The sequence below is a fragment of the Nostoc sp. genome, from assembly GCF_036917275.1.
GTDB lineage: Bacteria > Cyanobacteriota > Cyanobacteriia > Cyanobacteriales > Nostocaceae > Nostoc.
The window spans coordinates 145,321-167,063 of record NZ_JBALDF010000030.1 but is presented as its reverse complement, the minus strand read 5'-3'; the positions used below and the strand labels follow the sequence as shown (position 1 = coordinate 167,063).

Below are 21,743 nucleotides of genomic sequence, written 5' to 3'. Positions count from 1 at the left end.
TGACAAATGCAGCTTTTTCTGAGGCACACAATCACCTATTTTTCACTCCAAAACTATGCTGAAACTATCTCATGTTTGTCATGTTTTGCTTGCTACTTTACTGAGCATCAGCTTTGCTAAAACAGTGAATGCTGAACCAACTGAAACACTAACTGTTGTGGTAAATGGAATACATCATCAAAAAGGTGAGATTTGCTTGAGAGTTTACCCAAGTGAACGAGGATTTCCGATGAGTAATTCTAGTGGAGATCAAAGTGGCTGCGTTAAGATTACTGGAAGTTCTGTAAAAAAAGAATTTTCCGGTTTGAAGCCTGGAACTTATGCTGTTGCTGTAGTTGATGATCAGAATGGCGATCGCAAACTTAATAAAGACTTTTTCGGTATTCCCAAAGAAGGTTTTGGGATTTCTAAAAATCCAACTGTGTCCATACAAACAGGTGCGCCAAAGTTTCGTGACGCCAGTTTTGTTGTAAACAAAAATACAACAGTCAACATCATCATGAAATATTCGCTTGATTCCTAAAGGGCCTGGGGACTGGGTACTGTTTCTCTAAAAGATACTTCTGATTTCCAAACCCTAATCCCCAGTCCCCAATCCTTAATCCTATCGGAGATTAAAAATTTAATGGAAGATTTGGCGATATTTTTCTCTAAGTCTTTGATGAGTTGGCTAGTTATTCAGGTATGTTTAACGCTTGCCTTTATATGGTATCTGCGCTCATCCAAAAAAAACTTATTGCCAGATGACCAGTTGCCCAAAACAGCAGTAATTCTTTGCCTACGCGGAGCCGATCCGTTTTTGCCTAGATGTTTGCGATCGCTCTTAAATCAGAATTATCCACAGTATGATTTAAAGTTAATCGTTGATAGTCACGAAGATCCCGCTTGGAAAATTGCCAGTGAAACGATCACAGAGCAGGAAGCAACTAACGTTCAAATTAGCCCTTTGAGAATAGTACGCAACAATTGTAGTCTCAAATGTAGTTCTTTAGTGCAAGCTATCCATGAGTTGGACGATTCTTACAAGGTGGTTGCCTTAGTAGATGCTGATACTATAGTCCATGTGAATTGGCTGCGAGAATTAGTCAGTCCTTTAGGTGATGCCAAAGTGGGGGCGACAACAGGTAATCGTTGGTACGTACCTACAGGTAAGTATTGGGGATCTTTAGTGCGATATACAGGCAATGTATCCACAGTAGTGCAAATGTTTCTCTTCCAGATTCCTTGGGGTGGGACTTTGGCTGTGAAAACAGAAGTGCTTCGCCAAACAGAACTGCTAGATAAGTGGGGACAAGCTTTAGGCGAAGATTTTATGATGCACAACATCCTCAAAAAACATGGGTTGCAAGTAAAGTTTGTGCCTTCGCTGCTGATAGTAAATCGTGAAGAGACTGATTTATTCAACTTAATAGATTATCTTAAGCGCCTCATCCTTTATTCTCGACTGTATCACCCACGTTGGTTAGCTATAGTTAGTGAAGCTGTTTCTAGCATTTTGTTTCCGACTATAGTCATCCTGTTAATTCTAGAGTCGTTGTTAGAGACAAAATGGGAAGCTGCGGCTCTCTTGTTAGGCTGCTATGGAGTTTATACTGTCGGATTACTTTTGATAATGCTGGTGTTGGAATTAGAGATACAGCGAGTGGTTCGCTCTAATGACCAGGCGATCGCAAAATTATCAGCTGCTACAATCATCAAAATGTTAATTGGGATTCCGCTGACACAGTGGGTTTATGGGTTAGCGATGCTATCGTCACTGTGGATTTCAACAGTCTCTTGGCGCGGTGTCAGCTATCGGGTTCAAGGGCCCTGGAATGTCCGGCTAGTCGAATATCGCCCTTATCAATGGTTGGATCAGCCTATTGATAGCAAGGTTTCTCTTTGAACTAAATAGCTAGATATAGCAATGCTATTTGAGTCATGAAAATTATTTGAACCGCCAAGCCGCCGAGAGCGCCAAGAGGAGAAACAGAAAAGTTCATAAATCATTTAGGACTGCTATATAAACTAGGGTATGAAAGTTATTACACTAAACATTCCCTAGTCTTCAAATTATATAATCTTATATTTAGTCGAATTAAATTAGCTAGAACCCTTGTCAAAATACACGCTTTTGTTTGTTAATTTCCAAAATTTATTTAGATTTATGGCAAGGGTTTAGAGAACTATATTAAGGGGAATTTTGACTGAGTATTTTGAATATTTTGATAGTTTCTAACTAAGGAGAAACATCCTCTTCAGAATCGACAATTTAGACAATTTGTAAATGTGTAAATCCTTAGCCTAGCTGTATTAGTGGTAATTTCTGAACCAAAGAATCAGGATGTTCATGAAGCATTTGCTACGTAAATCCTAAATTCAAAACCAGCATTTTAGTGTAATATTCCCCTTTTTATGACTAAGCAACCACTTCGCATTGCACTGTTTACAGCATTGTACCCTCCTTTCTTGACTGGAGTTTCCGTTGCAGTCCACCAACGGGTTAAATGGTTACTGCAACAAGGGCATGAGGTCTTTCTTATCCACCCAGAAATTAATAGCCAGTACCCCAGAAAGGTTGGAAATCGTCCAATGTCAGGATTGGATGAACTACAGCCCTTCCCCAACTTTTCTGCTTATGCATTCCCCACCAAACCGCTAATCTTTTACAAATCTCTTCCTCAACCATTAAACTCTCGCTATTGGAGTGATACTAAGTTACTTGAGAACTTCCAGCCTGATATTATACTGGTTGAAGAAGCGGCGCAAATGAGAGGATTATACTCACTTTTCTTACAAGGTTATGGTCGCCCCATAGGAGTTGAGTACGCTAAACAAACTCATACCCCAATCATCTCAATTTTCCATACCGATATCGTTGCCTATATTCGATATTACTTAGGAAATCTGTTCTTCAGCTTGCTACGTCCGATTGTTCCCCTTTTAGTCAAGCAGTTCAGTGATGCTTATGATCTCAACTTATTTCCGTCTCAAGAACTGCTTGCTAAGTACAACCGACTGAAATGCCAACGCAGTGAATACGTGCCATATCAAGGGATTGATTGCGAAAAATTTCAACCTCAAAATATAGACTACAATCCCATTGTTAACGACTATCGACCAACTATCCTTTTTGTCGGACGCATTACCCCAGAAAAAAATGTCACCCAACTTATAGATGCATTTCCAATCATTGCTGCCAAAATTCCTGATGTCCATTTAGTCATTGTCGGTAGTGGCCCCTTGGATGAGGAGATCCGTCGGCGCGTCCAAAAGTTTGAGTCCGGTATTACTGTCTGGGGTGAGTCCCACGGAACAGAACTTCTAGGTTTATATGCACGGGCAGATGTATTTGTCAACCCCTCTGTCACCGAAAACTTCTGTACAACCAATATGGAAGCTTTAGCATCTGGAACCCCTGTTGTAGCAGCCAACGCTGGAGGAAATCCCGAACAGGTTTTTCATGCGATTAACGGTTTTTTAGCCGAACCCAACAACCCAACGGATTTGGCCCACAAGGTGATTACGATTTTGGAAAATCCCAGCTTTAAAGCAGATTTGACTCGGCAAGCTCGCCCTTCCATACTTGACTTTGATTGGTCGGCATGTATGCAAAAATTAGAAGATAAACTCTACCAAATTGTTGAAGGATCGCAGAAGGTGAAGGTAGGTACAAGCAATATAAGACCATAACGATAACAAACTTATCCTATAGCGATCGCTAGTACTATAAATACTAGCGATCGCTAATTATTGCCCTATTCTTTTGCTTGTGCGATTAGTAACTTTGAGTTTGTCCAAGGCTGTTAGTCCAATGGTGCGACGCCAAATAGCCCGTCGTAGACATCGCATTAAAATTAGACCAGAGTTTAATAGCTGGGATAAGAATGGAAGTTTTTCAACTTACATTTTTGTATTTGCATCGCTGTGCTATCTAAATGCAACCTGCTGCAATGCAATTGTTTCGACTGACAATGCAATTGTTTCGAGTGACAATGCCATTGTTTCGACTTGCAATGCAATTGTTTCAACTGACAATGCAATTGTATCGACTGACAATGCCATTGTTTCGACTTGCAATGCCATTGTTTCGACTTGCAATGCCATTGCATCGATTGACAATGCCATTGCATCGACTTGCAAAAATTAATCCCCTCTACAAGTTGTTATATAAAATCTACGATTGGGTTAAGCTGGTTTTAGCACCCCGGCACCCGTGCAAAATAGGCATAGTAAACAATCCCCATGCCAAACCCGTAATCAACCCAAAAGGCGTAACCAGATAGTTATTAAAATTCCAAAAACCGAAAACCTGTGCTGCCAATTCTAAAGGATAAGCCATCATCAGCACACTTGCGATCGCCGCACCACTTAAGCCATACTGACTCAACCAGTAAAATCCCTTACCACCAGTTATCCAATACAGCAGACGAGTAATCAGCAAACCCGTTACAGTGCCGTAGCAGCGCATACACACAGCCATAATAAACGGTGGTGCCAAATCTAACCCCATAGCTGGTTGCGGACAGACATGATTACCCATGAAATAAATGATGTCCGCAATCTCTCCAAGTAACCACACCCCAGACGCAGCTAGAAAGGGAGCCACTGGCGGGCCAAAAACCATCCCTACCAGCATAAAATCAGCAATCAAACTGACCCAATTAACCTGCAACTCTTCACTAAAAGCTACTCTTGTCATCTCCCTTTCTCTGCGTCCTCTGCGCCTCTGTGGTTCGTCTCCTTAACCTATCTTATTAACATAGGGACTTGTCAACTTATCCAACTGTTGAATCAACAGACTGAGGAACAATCCCACATCCGTCACCACACCCACCGATTCCACAGAACCGCGATCGCTTAACTTAGTTACCACAGCTGGATTAATATCCACACACACCATCTTCACCCCTGCCGGAGTCATATTCCCCACCCCAATCGAGTGCAGCATCGATGACAGCATCAAAATCATCTCCGTACCTTCTAAGTGTTTGGCATATTCCTCCTGTGCTTTAATCAAATTCATTTCGGTATCAGGCAAAGGCCCGTCATCCCGAATCGATCCAGCAAGCACAAAAGGCACATTATTGTGGACACACTCATACATCACGCCACTCTTAATTGCCCCCGCTTCCACAGCTTTGGGAATACTGCCATAACGACGGATACTATTAATTACCTTCAGGTGATGGCGGTGTCCACCATGCACGGCGATACCTCGCTTCATGTCTACACCTAAGGAAGTGCCCATGATATTTTGCTCAATGTCGTGAACTGCGATCGCATTACCAGCCAATAACGCTTGCACGTATCCTTCCCGAATCAGTTGCGCCAAGTGTTCACCGCCACCAGTGTGAATCACTACAGGTCCAGCTGTGACCACAACTTTACCACCAGCATCGCGGATTTTCCGTAATTCCCAAGCCACTTGCTCAACGACCAATTCCACACGTCGTTCGCTGGAAACTCCCGCCGACATAAAGGTGAATTCTTGAGTGCTGCGTAGTTCCCGCGATTCTGTTTTGCGGATGGTGCGGATACCTAGCACGTCTACAATTACCTGTTCACCAACTTTTAAATCACGGAGTATTTTACACTGAGCGAGTAAGCCATTGGCAGTTTGGGTAATTGCGATCGCGCCATCCATCCGCTGATTTTCTACCTTCACCCACTGTCCATTAATCCGCACTTCGGTGGGATAAATTGTACTAACGTAGAAATCATCAGGTGCTACACCATCTTGGATTACAGGCTCCAGTTTGGCGTCTCGTTCATCATGCGGTAAATCTACTGCACCCAAATCAATCAACATTGAGATGATTTCTTCCATCACCTCATGGGATGGTGCTGATACCCTCACATCAGCCGCTGAGGTACTTTGCCGTTGTTCTCCCAAGTTGAAATTCAGGACTTTGAAGCTTCCCCCGGCATCTATAATCAAATCCAATGCGCGATTAATTAAGCCTGCGTCGAGCAAGTGTCCTTCCATACGAATGACGCGGCTTTCTACCGAGACATTCGCATGAATTTCGTCTCTAACTGGTTCTGTCACCCGCAGAGTTAAGCATTTAGCTGCGCCACCAGCTTTGAGAAATTCCGTAAGTGGCGTTTCCAGCACTTGGAAACCTGCATCCGCAAGACGGGTTTTCAAAGCATCACTCGTCTTGTTCATGATGACGATGCTATCTACATTCACTGCATTACAAGCGAAGTTGACTGCATCAGCCTCTTCAAGTGCGATTCGCTTTTCAGGTGCGACTCGCATTTCAATTAAGCGGTTGGAGTAAGAATCAAAAGCGCCGGGATAATATAGCAAATAGCCATTTGCTAAGGGACAAAAACAGGTATCCAGGTGATAGAAACGTTCATCTATGAGTCGCAGGGAAAGCACCTCAATATCTAGCCATTTCGCTAGATAAGGGTGAGAATCTAATTCCGAGCGGAAACCGTATCCCGCCCATAACCAGAGTCCTTCCCGATCCAGCAGTGCGTCTCCTGCTCCCTCAAAAGGCAAATCTTTGGGAAGTTCATTGACTGTATAACCATTTGCCTCAAACCATTGTTTAAAGAAAGGCTCCTCTCCCTGACGTTCTTTGTGCAAAAAGCGACTGAGGACGACGTTATCCCCAAGTACTAAGCCAGCGTTGGCGGTAAAAACCAAATCAGGCCAACCTTTTTCAGGTGGTACTAAGTCTACAATGGCGTGTTGTTTGAGGATCTGGTGTAATCCCTGCCACTGTTCCACGGCGCGATCGCGCGATGATTTGTGAATATTCCCTTCCATCCAGGGATTTATCACATAGTCCACATCATAGTGATCAGGAGGGCACATCAAAAAGCGAATACGGGAAGTCATAAAAATCTTACAAGCGTTTTATATGCTACAAGCCTATTTTGGATACAGATTTTCGATTTACTCACATTTGGTAAAATCTGCAACTAGAGCTTCTATCTTTTGATAGTTGAAGGCTTTACAAAGGCTTCGTCCTTAATTCTATTACTGGAAGATGGTAATAAGTAGAGAAGCTGACAAAATAGGCTTGAACTGGCGGTTCTGACTGTTTCAGTAGTGCTGAATTAGGCTGATCTTAGCAAAGGGGTGGAGGCGCGGGGGGAAAACACATACTTAAAAGTACTTGCTCTGAAATATGCATATATTATGTCTGATGCACTTTTCCCGCAACAAAAATTTTCTTTTCCTGGTTGGTAGGCGCGATCGCAACTATAAAAGCAATACTATCGTAGGGGCGAATCAGCCAGGTAAGCCATGAATAATAAATACCTGCGCTAGGGAGCGATCGCTAGCTTAGTCTACTCGATATACCACACTCAGGATCTTCCGTTGTTGCAAGGTTGGGGTTTAAACAAATGTTAAGGTACTTTTGGTTTCAATCCTACTCGAAGGCGTATTTATAGCGTTTTCTATATAAATTTATCAAATCTTTTTATTTTTCACAAAAAGATTTAATATTTAGATTAATTTATACTATGCAATTACAGATAAATAATTGCATTTAGTATGGTATCTTGTTGCCAAAAGCTAGAAAATTTTTGAGACTTTGTAAACATAGGATACTTTTATCTCAAATATTTATAGACGATTTGCTGATGATTAAATATTGATTTGGGAGATAAAATTCAGATGTTTACTTACTAAATTGGATCATTATGTTAAATACAAATAGTTATAAAAACGCCAATAAAAATATTATTAATTTTTGCTATTATTCTGATAATTTAATCTTATGGTTAAAATTCCAAGTAATTATTCAAATTCAACTTAGGAAAATTTATATATTAATAATCAATCCAAACTCCCTTGTGTTTAATTTGCAAATTATATAAATTCTAATTTTTGTCTTTTAATATATTGAGAAGATATTTTGAAAATGTTTTGCTGTGATTTTAGGCACTTGTTGATACCAACAATAGGACTTTTAAAACAGCTTTTCAAAGATCATAATTTACTTTGCTATTACCAATGAGTTATTAAAAACTTCTAAATTACCTCTCACAAATGTGGATACAAATATTTTATTCTCATGATTCATATTTATCACAGTGGGTGATAAAATCTACAATTTGCGGGAGCATTCCAATGCAAGCAAATTTACCAAAATCGTTACAAGTCATTGCGAATGAAGCGTTCGCCCTTGGCGTTTCCGAAGGGTTTGCCTACGCAATGACAAATTATGTTTTTACACATTTGAGATGCTCCCCAATTTGCGCTTTCTGGTTTAATCAGAAACTGAATTTGGGAATTGACCAGCATAAAATATTTGTAACGGCTTGCAATACGTTTTAGAGTAGCATTAAAACCAAAATGTATGCTAACAACCGATTCTGACAATAAATTTTACCACCGTTTATTAAGGCTTTGAGGAGATTGAAAACTGGATGAAAAAGCAATTATCACAAAACTGGCTTATTTCTAGATCTTGGTTACGTTTTTTAATCATCATCCTATTAGTAATAGGTGTATTTTTTCGATTTGTAAATCTTGATAAAAAAATTTATTGGGGTGATGAAGTTTACTCATCAATACGCATATCTGGCTATCTGGCATCAGAAACGAGAGAGCAGTTAAGTAATGGTCGTTTGCTCACCATGAAAGATTTGCAAAAATACCAGTATCCCAATCCTGAAAGAAACGCAGTTGATACAATTAAAGGAGTTATTTTAGAAGACTCACAGATTTTGCCGCTATACATTTTGCTGACTCGGTTTTGGGTAGAGTTGTTTGGCAATTCTGTAGCAGTGACAAGAAGTTTTTCAGCAGTCATTAGTTTGCTCACCTTTCCTTGTATTTATTGGCTATGTCGAGAATTATTTGAGTCTTCATTAGTAGCGTGGATGGCGATGGCGTTGGTGGCCGTTTCACCTGTTCACGTTTTGTATGCACAAGAAGCACGAGCCTACAGTTTAGCAATAGTAGCCGTCTTAATGTCGAGTGCAGCACTACTGCGAGCCATGCGCGTTAAAACAAAAGTTAGTTGGTGCATTTATGCAGCAACATTGTCACTAGGGTTTTATAGCCATTTATTTGTTTTTCTTGTTGCTCTGGCACACGGAATCTATGTAATTGTAATCGAACGTTTCCGATTCAGTAAAATCTTAATATCTTACCTGCTTTCATCGCTTGCGGGGGTTCTGACTTTTGTACCTTGGATTTGGATTATTATTACCCATCCTCAGCCAGAATCAGTAAGTTGGGCAAGTACGAAACAAACATTCTTTCCGTCAGCTATCAGGTGGGCTGGTATTTTTAGTCGGACGTTTCTCGATTTAGGTATTAGCCCTAGCGACCCAGGAAAACTTAAGATTGCCTTAATTCCTTTTATTTTAATTATTTTAACTATAATTATTTACTCAATTTATGTTATTTGTCGAAGAAGCACTAAAGAAGTTTGGTTATTTGTCTTAACCTTGATTGGGTCTGTAGGGGTTCCCCTACTAATAATGGATTTTGTCTTTCAGAAACGATACGCTACTACTCGATATACACTTCCCTCAGTTTTAGGTATAGAGTTAGCTGTCGCTTATCTATTTACCACTAAAATTACGTCTATTTCTCCTAAAATTTGGCGAAAGAAGCTCTGGTCATTGGTAGCGTCTATAGTAATTATCAGCGGAGTCATATCTTGTACAATCAGTTCTCAAGCCCAGATGTGGTGGAACAAATTACCGGAAAGAAACCACGAATATCCTCAAACTGCTAATATTGTTAATCAAGCTAATAAACCGCTTTTAATTAGTGACGCTGACATAATTCCAATCCAAATACTTGCTCACTTACTTGAGCAAAAAGTGCAATTTCAAATCGTCACTCAAAATCATTTACCAGAAATTACTAATGGTTTTACTGATATATTTTTGTTTAATCCATCTAACTTCTTAAAAGCTGGAATTGAGAAAATTTATAACTCAAAGTTACAGCAAATAAACGACATTCTCTGGAAAATCACAAAATCCACTTGACATACTCCCTGCCTTCTTGTGGGCGGTCTTTTTTTCCCACTGCCTCTAAATAAGGTGCAACCTCAAAGCAAAGAGTTGGCATTTGAATATCGCTTGTAGGTTAAAAATTAATATCAATTAGCCTCATAAGTGGCACAACTGGAGCGAAAATATACTTTAATTAAATCATGATTTAAGTATATAGTTATACTGCTCCCGCTTATGTCATCACCCGTTGAGCGCCCGTTAAAATTTGAAATCAGACTGCCATCCTCCCATCCTCAGTTATTAGAAGGACTAGATATATGGCTGCGCTTAGGTTTGATATCTGATACCCAAGTCAAGCAACTATGCCAAGAGTTTCTGGTGTGTGTGGTGGTGTTGCAACCCCAGCCTGAAGCGGAAACAAAGGTAGCATTTGTAACTTCTGACCCAGTGCGGGAGTTGCCCGTAGCAGCTTTACAATCTAGTAACCGTAGCCAACCGCAACAAAAATCAGTTAAACCCAACTTTATCAGCACAATGTTGCAGTCCTTGGGGGCAGAACTGAGTGTCCGTTGGCTGCTTTTTCTAGGGGTATTCTTGGTAGTGGTATCCTCTGGGGTACTGGCTGCCAGTCAATGGGAGAAGTTTCCGGCTTCTGGACAGTATGGAGTTTTATTTGCTTATACTTTGAGTTTTTGGGGGTTAAGCTTTTGGGCGATTAGGCAAAGTAATCTCAGATTGACGGCTCAGACATTGCTGATTGTCACCCTTCTGTTAATCCCAGTGAACTTTTGGGCAATGGATAGCTTTCGGTTGTGGCAAAATCCTGTAGATTGGATTGTAGTTGCGATCGCCTGCCCAACTCTTACTGCTATAACTGTTTTACTCTCCAAAAATCGGACTATTTTTGCCAATTTATATACCGACAAATTACCTCTAGCAAATATTCTGGGGCTGAGTTATCTGCATTGGGGTTGGCAATTAAGAGGATTTCCCTTAATTGCTGTTTATCTGGCAATGATCGGCACAACTATTATTACCCTCTATCATAATCTTTACCAACAGCCTAATCCGATCAGCGACGAACATCGGCGCGATGTCTACGACGGGCTACACCTACGCCGCGGCTTAAATATTAGTTTGACTGCGGCTGTAATTATTTATGCTTTGATAGTGCTGCTAGTGCGGGCGATTTTTGTTGCTGGGGTAAATGTCACTCAGTTGGGATTAGCTATTGGTATTTGCGGCTGGTTGGTGACTTGGTTAGCACGAGTCGGGGAAGCAGGAGAGCAGGGGAGCAGGGGAGCAGGGGGAGCAGAGGAAGTAACAGTAATATTCTCCCCGTTTCCCTCATCCCTCTTACTCTGGGAAAAACTCGGTGGCATTTTACTCTTCCTGGGTTGGCTGGTTTCGGTAGTAAATTATCCCTGGCAAGCAATAGCTGTGAGTGGTTTGAGTTTGTGGTTTGTGGGAAGTTGCTTGCGGCGATACAGTTTAAAGGCTGACTTAGCAGCAGTTTTTGTGATCGGCTTACAGACGATTTGGCTCTTTTGGCGGTTAATACCTAATAACTTACAGCAATGGGCGATCGCAACTGCCACCCAACTCACCAATTCTCAAAATCAACCTTGGGCGTTGCTGGGTGTAGCTTTATTTCCCTACGTAATTTTGATGGTGGCGCTTACAGATAGCCTATATCGCAGCCAAAAGCGAGAATTGGCTAAATTTGGCGAACTGCTCACCCTCTTACTTGGAACTTTTTTAACAACGATCGCTATAGTAAATCCTACATTGCGATCGCTAAATCTGCTATTTTCCACAATCACTCTTACATTTGTCACTCAACGCCGCTCCCCCTCCTCCTTTCCCCTGGTATATTTAACTCACATCATCGGGGTGCTGACATTTTGCTCTACGATTAATTGGTTATTACCAACCCTGAGTCAACAAGCCTGGGCAAGTATTTTATTAGCTCTGATGGTTGCAGAATGGCGATTTAGCCTCAACCAAGGTTTATGGCAACATAGTGCATGGGATATCGGTTTAGGATTAGCCGCCGCTAGTTTTTTCCTATTGTGGATAAATACAGAATCATCTTGGTATGGTGTAGCTGATAGCCGAGCTTATTGGGGAGTCATTTGGCTAGTTACGCCTATAGCTCTCATGGGTGTTGCCAATTCCACAATTATCGAGCGTCGCACTACTAGCCGTTACTTGAGTGTCTTGGCTGTGATAATTGCCCAGCTACTGACTTTACAGTTACCAGGAACCAGATTAATCGGTTTGGCTGTAGGTATCGGATTGATGTTTGCAAATACGCGCTATTTCCGAAACCAAGTATCTGCGGTAATTACAGAAGGATTTGCTTTAAGTTTTATTGGGGCGCTGCTGTGGATAGGTGTACCTGGTTTACCTCGTCTCACAGTAGCAGGTTGGTTTGTCGCCAGCGCGATCGCAACCCTAACTTTATGGTTAACGCGGACAGTTTTGAGGCAACGCACTAACGAATTAGCGATTATCTATGCAGCCGCTAATGATAAGTGGGCGATCGCATTGTGTGGTTTTGAGTTGTTTAGTTTGACGCTACACTCAATACTGATTTACTCAGGGTTTATTAATTCAAGATTTTTGTATTTAGCTGCCACTGCTATCACCTTGGCAGCCATTGTTTATCGCAGTTGGCGACAACCGACAAATTGGGCATTTTATGGCATCGGTTGGGGTTTGGAATTGGTGACGGACCAAGCGCTGGGATTTGGAGAACGATCAACTGTTAGGATAGCGATCGCAAATATCGCCTTAGGTTTAATTGCTCAACTTGTCGGAGAGTGGTGGCGACGACGACATCAATTAGAAAGGCTTCCTAGCAGCTTTCACATTTTGCCATTAATTTATGCTGCATTCAGTGTATTGCTACGTTTGGACACTTTCACCGAGTGGACAGGGTTGTATTCTTTGGGTGTAGCTTTAATTATCATTGGCGTGGGGCGACGGCGCGAGAACTTTAAACCCCTGCTGTACTTAGGAATCATTGGCGTATCCATTTCTGCCTATGAACTTTTGTTCTATCAAATGTTACAAGCTTCAGGAGGAGCATTAGGTGATGGATTGATAGCCATGTCTGCCCTTGGTACTAGTATCATGTATGCTTACCGCATTCTGTCGTCAAGGCTTATCAGCTACTTACGCTTGACTCCCCAAGAACTCAAAGGAATTGCTCATATTCATTGGGCTTGGAGTAGCTGTTTATTAATGGCTGCCATTCCTCTTCCCATTGGAGTTAACCGTTTGGTGGGATTGGCAACTGGGGTATTTTTGATTCGTTATGCCATCTTTCAAGGCCGAAATTCGCGTACTTCCCCCCGCATCTTGGGAGGAATTACAATAGCCGAGATGTGGGTTTACCTTGGCTTATTAGAGGTAGCCGGCATGAGGATTTATTGGCGCGAGACAGCAGTAGGACGATTTTGGGCTGGGCCGTTAGTTCCTTGGAACGGTGCGATCGCTTGTGTGGTAGCCTATTTTCTGTACATCCTGCCTTGGGAAAGTTGGGGTTGGTCTAAAAGACCTTGGCAGCAGGCTGCCTACATTATACCACTGATAATTTTGTGGGAAACCAGACTGCAAACTTACCCGATTACCTTGCTACTCGCAGCTGGATTCTACATCTTCCTCGCAAAGGTGGGTGAAAACATCCGTTTTACCTATATTAGTGTGGCGCTCATTGATTGGGCACTTTACCGTTGGTTTAATTCCTTACATTTTACTGATGTTTTATGGTATGTAACACCCATTGGGTTGTCACTGCTGTATATTGCTCAAGTAGATACGCAACTAAAACTACCAGACTATAAAGCCTCTCGCCATATTCTGAGAGTGCTAGGTAGTGGTTTAATTTGTGGGTGGGCAATTTTATTTAATCAAAACACAGCCTGGATACCTGGAATTTTCAGCCTCATTGCCATTTTTGCCGGATTAGGTTTGCGAGTCCGGGCTTTTCTCTACATTGGTACAGCCACTTTTTTAATCACTACAATCTATCAATCAGTAATTTTCAGCTTACATTACTCCTTTTTAAAATGGGTTGTTGGCTTGCTAGTTGGTATCCTCCTGATTTATATCGCCGCCAACTTTGAAACCCGTCGCGCTCAAATAACTTCTTTAATTCGTAGCGCCATTGATGAATTTCAATCATGGGAATAGGGCTAGTACCGCAAGGCGGAAGTCAAAAGTCAAAAGTCAAAAGTATTACAGAATGGCCTTTTCAGGGTTTTTGAATAGTTGCTCTATTTCCGCCGTGGCGTACTAGGTATTAAAAATTTCTAACGAGACTTGAACAAAAATTAAGCCCAAATGTAGCTTAAACGGGCTTAATAAGAAGCAAATAGGTCGCGATTAATGGTCAATACTGATGCTTAGGGATAGAGCTTGTGACAAATATCTAGCAACTGATTAACAGTACGAGCAGGAGAAAAAGTCTCACCCACATATTGATTAGACTGGAAGCCCCTGTGAATAGCCTCATCTGGATAGTTGAGACAGTATCTCATAGAGCTAGCTAATTCTACCGCATCTTCATTTTTAAAAAATAGACTGTGCGGCCCAGCGATTTCTGGTAATCCGCCCATTTTGGAAACGATAGAGCAAGTTTGAACACTAGATGCTTCTAAGACTACATAACCTGCTGGCTCTTGCCAACGAGAAGGTACAACCAAAGCCAATGCATCTTGAACGATTGCTAATACCTCTTGATGAGAAAGTTTACCCAAGAAACTCACGCAATTTGTAATTTTTAAATCAGAGGTTAGCTGTGTTAATTGACTAGCTTCAGTACCATCACCTATAATTAAAACTCTAAAATCCTGATTTTCAGCTTGGAGAATTTGTGTTGCTTTTAATAAAATGTCAACTCCTTTACAAGGATCTAATCTGCCAACAAAAACAAATTGGTATGGCTGAGATATAACTTTTGAAGAAGTGTGAAAGCTATTATTAATAATCTTAATGGGGTTATATAAAGTTTTAACTAATGTAGGAAAAGCACAAGATTCCGCTAAAAAATTACTACAAGCTGTATGAGAATCAGCTAGTGTTGCAGTCATCAAACGAGTTGCTAGCCGCAGCCATTTTATAGCAGTATACAATTTCCATTTTAAGGGATAGTTGGCTTTAGGTAAGGAGTGAGATAATTCTAATTTTAGGCGTTCTTTAAAAGACATTTTTTGATAACTAGTATGGGCAGATTGATAAAAAGTATAATGATATTTTATTATGATTTTTTTTCCTAAAATCTTACACAAGATTGCAAAAGCTAAGTGATTAGAGTTCATATGAACTATATCTGACCAAACAATATAATTTAACCACTTTATGAACGAGTCCTGTTTAGTGGAAAGAGATTTTACTTCAATGCCCTTAACTTCAAGCTCTGGAATAAGAGAATAAATATAAGTTAAAACACCAGCAATTTCATTGTCATAATGATGTTGTTGAATTAAAAGCTTCATGTTCATATTCACAAGTTTAATTTGACCAATAATAAAATTAGAAAGTTTTATTTACTAGGAGGGAATAAAAATTTTAAAATCATCAGACAAGCAGTAATAAAGCTAATGAATAATTAGCTTTATCTATTAATACCAATTCTCTGCAAAGCTATGTTTTAATCATTTTTAAAGAAGAGGGAATTAAGATACCGATATAAGCTAGTTAACAGAAATATAACTAGCCTATATGTGGCTTCTGTGTAATAGCTATGATAATGTTATTTAAACCTAACTGCCTAAGTAGGATTGACTATTCCGAAAAAATTTTGCTTGGTGTTGCTTAGAAGTTTGGTAAAAATAGCCACGAGTATCAGATGGCTGGGGGTACTCGTAAAAGCGATGTCTACGACGGGCTACGCCTACGCAAACGTACTATCCGCCAAGGTGTTGTTTTGACTACCAGCTAAGGATATAACAGTCCTAAGGAACTTCTAGTTAAAAAAATATCCCATCCCTGCGGGACGCTCCGCGAACGTAGGGACGCAAGGCCTTGCGCCCCTACAAATGTACAAATAATTTTGGATAATTTATTTTTCAAATTAATTTGAGTCTCGCCTAAACAATAAACAATTTTATCCCAATGAAACTTGCTGTAAATCTATAGTAATCCTTAATCATTGGAAGCATTCTAAATCATTCGTGAAAAGTTAGATCCCCGACTTCTATGAGAAGTCGGGGATCTGGATACCGCGAATTTTCAAAAATCAGATGAGACTGCTACACGCTGACAAGCTTAAGCGCTACTCAAATGCTCATCACGACGAAAATTACTAGAGTGAATACAAAGACTTAACCCACTCCCATTCCTGTGTCAAACCCTCTCTCAGGAAGACTTGTGGCTGATATCCCAGAATTTTCTGCGCTTTAGATACATCAGCAGCGGTGTGACGGGCGTCTCCCATTGCCTTTTCGATGTAATTTCTTTTGATTGGTTTCCCAACGATTTCTTCAATCGTATCTAAGACTTCTGCTAACACAACCCTGCTACCGCCACCGATATTAAAAATTTCTCCCACTGCTTGGGGTGCGGAGGCGGCGGCTAAATTGGCGGCGATGACATCACTAACAAACGTAAACTCCCGTGTTTGCTGGCCATCACCGTAAATAGGAATCGCTTCATCCTGCAAAATGGATTTAAAGAACTTATGAAATGCCATATCTGGGCGCTGTTTGGGGCCATAAACTGTAAAATAGCGCAATGTCACACAGGGCACGCCAAAGTTTTTGTGATACAGTTCACACAAAAACTCCGCTGCTAGCTTGGTAATGCCGTAAGGAGAAACCGGTTGAGGACAAATTCCCTCGTGGGTAGGTAATGTTTCTGCATCACCATATACACTCGATGAAGAGGCAAATACTAACCTTTTCAGGTGTTTTGCATCTTTGGCTGCTTCCAGCAAAACTTGTGTAGCGTTAATATTTCGTTCTGTGTAACCTCGAAAAGCTTTACCCCAACTTGCTCTCACCCCTGCTTGTGCCGCTTGATGGTAAACTACATCAACATCTTTTAAGAGTTTCTGCCAATCTAAAAACTGAATATCTCCTTCAATTAATCTAAAACCAGGTGAGTGATGTAAGTGTGCAACATTTTTACGCTTTAACATAGGATCATAGTAATCATTGAATTCATCAATCGCGATCACTTCTTCCCCTTGTTGTAGCAAGATGTCTACGAGGTGAGAACCAACAAAGCCAGCAGCTCCAGTAACAATAATTTTAGCCATGTTCCCTATTTTATGCTATTTTCATGAATTTCTATATTCACAGGTTAGTAATTGTAATTAATAATTATCATTACTTGAACTTGATTTTTTAATCAATTATTGTACTGTTTGAAACATCAGCATTACTTAAACAAATATATTTATATATTAATTTATTCTAGGACATTTATTCCTATTATTAATAACAGTAATAAACGCACTAATTGACAAAATTGAATCTTAAGAATCAATGCAGTTGAAATTCAAAGAAGCGAATGGGTCTTGAAACTGATATGGCAAGATAATTCTTTCTCTCCTCCCCCTGCCTTTTCGAGTCATCAGGGGGCTTGCACAAGTGTGAGGATTGGTGAAAAAATTGATCCGCGAGAGCCGAATCGGGCATTCTCGTTTTGTAAGGGACGCATGAGGAAATCAGTGAAAGTTTTAGTCGTAGGTAATGGGGGGCGTGAACACGCTCTAGCATGGAAACTGTTGCAATCTAAGCAAATCGAGCAAGTTATCTGTGTACCAGGGAATGGAGGCACAGCAAGTATGGAACGTTGCCAGAACTTGCCTTTAGCAGTAGATGATTTTGAGGGCATGAGTCGATATGCTCTAGAACATGGCATAACTCTGGTGATAGTTGGACCAGAAGTACCTTTAGCAAAGGGAATCACAGATTACCTTCAAGACAAAGGATTGATGGTATTTGGGCCAGTCAGAGCGGGAGCGCAAATTGAGGCGAGTAAAGCTTGGGCAAAAGCCCTGATGCAAGAAGCTGGTATTCCGACGGCCCGGGCTGCGGTATTTACGGAGGCAGCAGCAGCAAAATCCTATGTAAGAGCAACAGGAGTGCCAATTGTCGTCAAAGCTGATGGCTTGGCGGCTGGTAAAGGTGTAACGGTAGCTCTTACAGTTGCACAGGCAGAAAGTGCCGTTGATGCGATTTTTCAGGGACAGTTTGGCAGTGCTGGTGAATTTGTCGTCATTGAAGAATGTTTAATTGGGCAAGAGGTGTCAGTTTTAGCGTTAACGGATGGGTTAACAATTCGACCCTTACTGCCCGCTCAAGACCATAAGCGGATTGGTGACGGCGATACCGGGGAAAATACTGGGGGAATGGGAGCATACAGCCCAGCACCCATTGCTACGCCAGAGTTGATGGCACGCATTCAAACAGAAGTGTTAGAAAGAGCGATCGCAACCTTACGAGCTAAAGGCATTGACTACCGAGGTGTACTGTATGCTGGATTAATGATTGCACCCGATGGCGACTTCAAGGTTTTGGAATTTAACTGTCGCTTTGGCGATCCGGAAACCCAGGTGATTTTACCACTGTTAGCAACACCCTTGGAAGAGTTGCTTCTAGCCTGTGTACAGCAGCGATTAAGTGAATTGCCACCTATTGCTTGGAAAGGGGGAGCATCTGCGACTGTCGTTGCAGCTTCAGGGGGTTATCCAGGAGAATATGAGAAAGGCCACGTCATTACTGGCATTGGTGAGGCAGAGGCAACAGGAGCAACTGTATTTCATGCAGGTACGAAGTTGAACCAGCAACAACAAGTAGTGACAAATGGGGGTCGAGTATTAAATGTGACTGGAATCGGAGAAAATTTTGAGCAAGCGATCGCCCAAGCCTACGCGGGTATCAAACATATTCAGTTTGAGGGGATATATTACCGGAGAGATATTGGTTATAGAGTTAGGAGTTAGGAGTAGAGACGCGATTAATCGCGTCTGTAGAGGAGTTAGGAGTAACTAAATGTGAGGAAATAACGAATGCCCCATGCCCAATGCCTCATTTCCAATGCCTTTAACATTTTTGTCAAATTAACTGTTAATTTTTTAGTTGTTGGGCTTTATTACAAAGACTATTAACAACTTTATTTAAGATGCTAAGTCTGTTTAAAACAATTCGAGATGCGATCGCTAGTTGGTGGGCTGAGTTCACACTCCAGACCAAACTGCTGGCTGTGGCGACATTGGTGGTTTCGTTGGTAATGAGTGGTCTGACCTTCTGGGCTGTGAATACAATTCAGCAGGATGCGCGGATGAATGATACCCGCTTCGGTCGTGACTTGGGGCTGCTGCTTGCTGCCAACGTTGCTCCCCTAGTCGCTGATAATAATCTGACTGAGGTTGCCCAATTTTCTCAACGCTTCTACAGCAGCACCTCTAGTGTGCGTTATATGCTCTACGCTGATGAAACTGGGGAAATCTTTTTTGGCATTCCTTTTTGGGATGCGGAGGTAGAAAACTCCCTGACGATTAAACGGCGCATACAACTGCCCGAAGATTACCCTGGTGATGGGGAAAAGCCAATGGTGCGGCAACACATGACCCCAGATGGGACAGTCACCGATGTGTTTATTCCCCTGATCGTTAATAAAAAATATTTAGGTGTATTAGCGATCGGGATCAACCCCAATCAGACCGCTGTCATCTCCACCAATTTTACCCGTGATGTCACCATTGCTGTTTTTATCACGATTTGGGTAATGGTGATTTTGGCAGGAGTGATTAACGCCTTGACCATCACTAAGCCAATAAAAGAACTGCTGGTGGGGGTGAAGCAAATTACTACTGGGAATTTCAAGCAGCGGATTAATTTACCTTTAGGGGGCGAACTAGGGGAGTTAATTTTAAGCTTTAATGAAATGGCAGAGCGATTAGAGCGCTATGAAGAACAGAATATTGAGGAACTGACCGCAGAAAAAGCGAAGCTAGAAACCCTAGTTTCAACGATCGCAGATGGTGCTGTGTTAATTGATAACAACATGCAGGTGATTTTAGTCAATCCCACGGCAAAGCGAATTTTTGGCTGGGAAACCGCTGAAGTGGTAGGCTGCAATGTGTTACATCACTTGCCGCCAGCGGTACAAATGGAAATCACCAGTCCTTTGTATGAAATGGCAGCAGGCGAATGCGAAAGCGCCGAATTCCGAATTTTTATTAACCAACCCATCCCACGGACGGTTCGCATTCTCTTGACTACAGTACTCAACGTCCAAAGAGAAAGCATCAAAGGTATTGCGATTACTATCCAAGATATTACCCGTGAGGTGGAGCTAAACGATGCAAAAAGCCAATTTATCAGCAACGTTTCTCACGAACTGCGAACGCCTCTATTTAACATCAAAACTTATATTGAAACCCTGCACGACTACGGCGAAGAATTAGCTTTACAAGAACGGCAAGAGTTTCTGCAAACTGTCAACCATGAAACCGATCGCTTAACCCGCCTAGTTAACGATGTATTGGATTTGTCAAAACTCGAATCTGGTCGCCAGTATAACTTCGATGGGGTAGATTTAGCGCAAGCGATCGAGCAAACCCTGCGTACTTACCAACTCAATGCAAAAGATAAAGGTGTTGAACTTGTTCAGGAAGTTGCTCCTAATTTGCCCCTGGTAATGGGTAATTATGATCTGTTAGTACAAGTGTTTGGCAATCTGATTGGTAATGCCCTTAAATTCACAAAAGTCGGTGGTAAAGTGGCAATCCGCGCCTACCAACTAGATTTCAAACCCATTCACACCCAATCTTCTCCAGTGCGGATTGAAATTTCCGATACTGGAATTGGGATTGCCACAGAAGACCAACACTCAATTTTTGAGCGCTTTTTCCGCGTCGAAAACCGAGTTCACACCTTAGAAGGAACGGGTTTAGGTTTATCGATTGTCAGAAATATCATCGATAGACATCGTAGTAAAGTCCATCTAGTGAGTGAAGTCAGCATTGGCACAACTTTTTGGTTCGATTTAGCCGCCTTTGAGGAAAAAGCACCACCGATACAAGTTGAACCTATTGCTGAAGCATCCAAAATTACTACAGTCTGAAGGCTAGGGATTGGGGATTGTTTGTTATTTTGACGATTCACTAGACCTCTTGCATAAGTCGAATAGACCCCCCTTATAAAGGGGGGAAACTTTAAATCTTGCCCCCTCCCCTTATGAAGGGGAGGGTTGGGGAGGGGTGATTCAAGGATTTTTGCAAGAGGTCTACTATAGCGGTTATCGTTTGGATGCAATAGACTTATCCGAAAATTAGGTTTTGACTCTTGCTGTACAAGGGTTTGATACTCATTTGCGGATATGTCTAATAGACTGTGACCTCTCTTCTAAAAGGCTACGGTGTACACACAAGTCGGAAAAACTTCATTTACCAAAGATTTGCAGTGCATTACGCTCCCGCGTCAATGTTAAATTGTTGCAATCATGGCGATGCCTGCGGTTCTTGCTAGCCAACGCATTTGTTATTTCGGCGTACTCATTTGTTATTTCGGCGTACGCATTTGTTATTTCGGCGTACGCATTTGTTATTTCGGCGTACGCATTTGTTATTTCGGCGTACTCATTTGTTATTTCGGCGTACGCATTTGTTATTTCGGCGTACTCATTTGTTATTTCGGCGTACTCATTTGCTATTTCGGGGTATGCATTTGTTATTTCGGCGTACTCATTTGTTATTTCGGCGTTCGCATTTGTTATTTCGGCGTTCGCATTTGTTATTTCGGTGATGCCTACGGCGGGCTACGCCTACGCATTTGTTATTTTAGCGTGTCCATAATGCA

Annotated in this window: 12 protein-coding genes; 7 read left to right on the top strand and 5 right to left on the bottom strand. The window is 41.5% G+C overall.

Features of this window, described 5'->3' with window-relative positions; all coding sequences use genetic code 11:
- Window positions 1-55: 55 nt before the first annotated feature.
- From V7K35_RS10980 to V7K35_RS10970, 3 genes are all read left to right on the top strand, one after another.
- On the top strand, window positions 56-523 hold the full coding sequence (locus tag V7K35_RS10980) for a DUF2141 domain-containing protein (RefSeq protein WP_335078843.1): 468 nt from the start codon (window positions 56-58) through the stop codon (window positions 521-523).
- A gap of 102 nt (window positions 524-625) precedes the next feature.
- Entirely contained in the window at window positions 626-1,885 is a 1,260-nt protein-coding gene (locus tag V7K35_RS10975) for a glycosyltransferase (protein WP_335078841.1), read from the top strand.
- 509 nt (window positions 1,886-2,394) lie between these two features.
- The gene (locus V7K35_RS10970; RefSeq protein ID WP_335078839.1) at window positions 2,395-3,672 is read left to right on the top strand and encodes a glycosyltransferase family 4 protein; all 1,278 of its coding nucleotides are present in this window, start codon (window positions 2,395-2,397) and stop codon (window positions 3,670-3,672) included.
- Window positions 3,673-3,909: 237 nt separating this feature from the next.
- Here the strand turns inward: V7K35_RS10970 and V7K35_RS10965 are convergent, their stop codons facing one another.
- From V7K35_RS10965 to argZ, 3 genes are read right to left on the bottom strand one after another with little or no spacing between them, the layout of a single operon-like run.
- On the bottom strand, window positions 3,910-4,107 hold the full coding sequence (locus tag V7K35_RS10965; protein WP_335078837.1) for a hypothetical protein: 198 nt from the start codon (window positions 4,105-4,107) through the stop codon (window positions 3,910-3,912).
- A gap of 49 nt (window positions 4,108-4,156) precedes the next feature.
- The gene (locus V7K35_RS10960) at window positions 4,157-4,681 is read right to left on the bottom strand and encodes a DUF2085 domain-containing protein (RefSeq protein ID WP_335078835.1); all 525 of its coding nucleotides are present in this window, start codon (window positions 4,679-4,681) and stop codon (window positions 4,157-4,159) included.
- Window positions 4,682-4,723: 42 nt separating this feature from the next.
- Window positions 4,724-6,835, bottom strand: a complete 2,112-nt coding sequence (gene argZ / locus V7K35_RS10955) for a bifunctional arginine dihydrolase/ornithine cyclodeaminase (protein WP_335078833.1) — start codon at window positions 6,833-6,835, stop codon at window positions 4,724-4,726.
- 1,541 nt (window positions 6,836-8,376) lie between these two features.
- On the opposite strand from argZ, the gene V7K35_RS10950 reads away from it, so the two are divergent.
- Entirely contained in the window at window positions 8,377-9,957 is a 1,581-nt protein-coding gene (locus V7K35_RS10950) for a glycosyltransferase family 39 protein (protein WP_335078831.1), read from the top strand.
- A 201-nt stretch (window positions 9,958-10,158) separates the two neighbouring features.
- Window positions 10,159-14,124 carry a DUF2157 domain-containing protein gene (locus V7K35_RS10945; RefSeq protein ID WP_335078829.1) on the top strand — a complete coding sequence of 1,322 codons (3,966 nt, stop codon included), beginning with the start codon at window positions 10,159-10,161 and terminating at the stop codon, window positions 14,122-14,124.
- 212 nt (window positions 14,125-14,336) lie between these two features.
- Here V7K35_RS10945 and V7K35_RS10940 read toward each other — a convergent pair whose 3' ends face one another.
- Together V7K35_RS10940 and V7K35_RS10935 are read right to left on the bottom strand one after the other, a co-directional pair.
- The gene (locus V7K35_RS10940; protein ID WP_335078827.1) at window positions 14,337-15,428 is read right to left on the bottom strand and encodes a glycosyltransferase family 4 protein; all 1,092 of its coding nucleotides are present in this window, start codon (window positions 15,426-15,428) and stop codon (window positions 14,337-14,339) included.
- A gap of 809 nt (window positions 15,429-16,237) precedes the next feature.
- Window positions 16,238-17,191: an NAD-dependent epimerase/dehydratase family protein gene (locus V7K35_RS10935; protein WP_335078825.1), complete on the bottom strand. Its 954-nt coding sequence runs from the start codon at window positions 17,189-17,191 to the stop codon at window positions 16,238-16,240.
- 414 nt (window positions 17,192-17,605) lie between these two features.
- Between V7K35_RS10935 and purD the strand changes: the two genes are divergently transcribed.
- Both purD and nblS read left to right on the top strand, forming a co-directional pair.
- Window positions 17,606-18,883 carry a phosphoribosylamine--glycine ligase gene (purD, locus tag V7K35_RS10930; RefSeq protein ID WP_335078823.1) on the top strand — a complete coding sequence of 426 codons (1,278 nt, stop codon included), beginning with the start codon at window positions 17,606-17,608 and terminating at the stop codon, window positions 18,881-18,883.
- Between the two features lie 179 nt (window positions 18,884-19,062).
- The gene (nblS, locus tag V7K35_RS10925; protein ID WP_335078821.1) at window positions 19,063-21,009 is read left to right on the top strand and encodes a two-component system sensor histidine kinase NblS; all 1,947 of its coding nucleotides are present in this window, start codon (window positions 19,063-19,065) and stop codon (window positions 21,007-21,009) included.
- The last annotated feature ends 734 nt before the right edge of the window (window positions 21,010-21,743 follow it).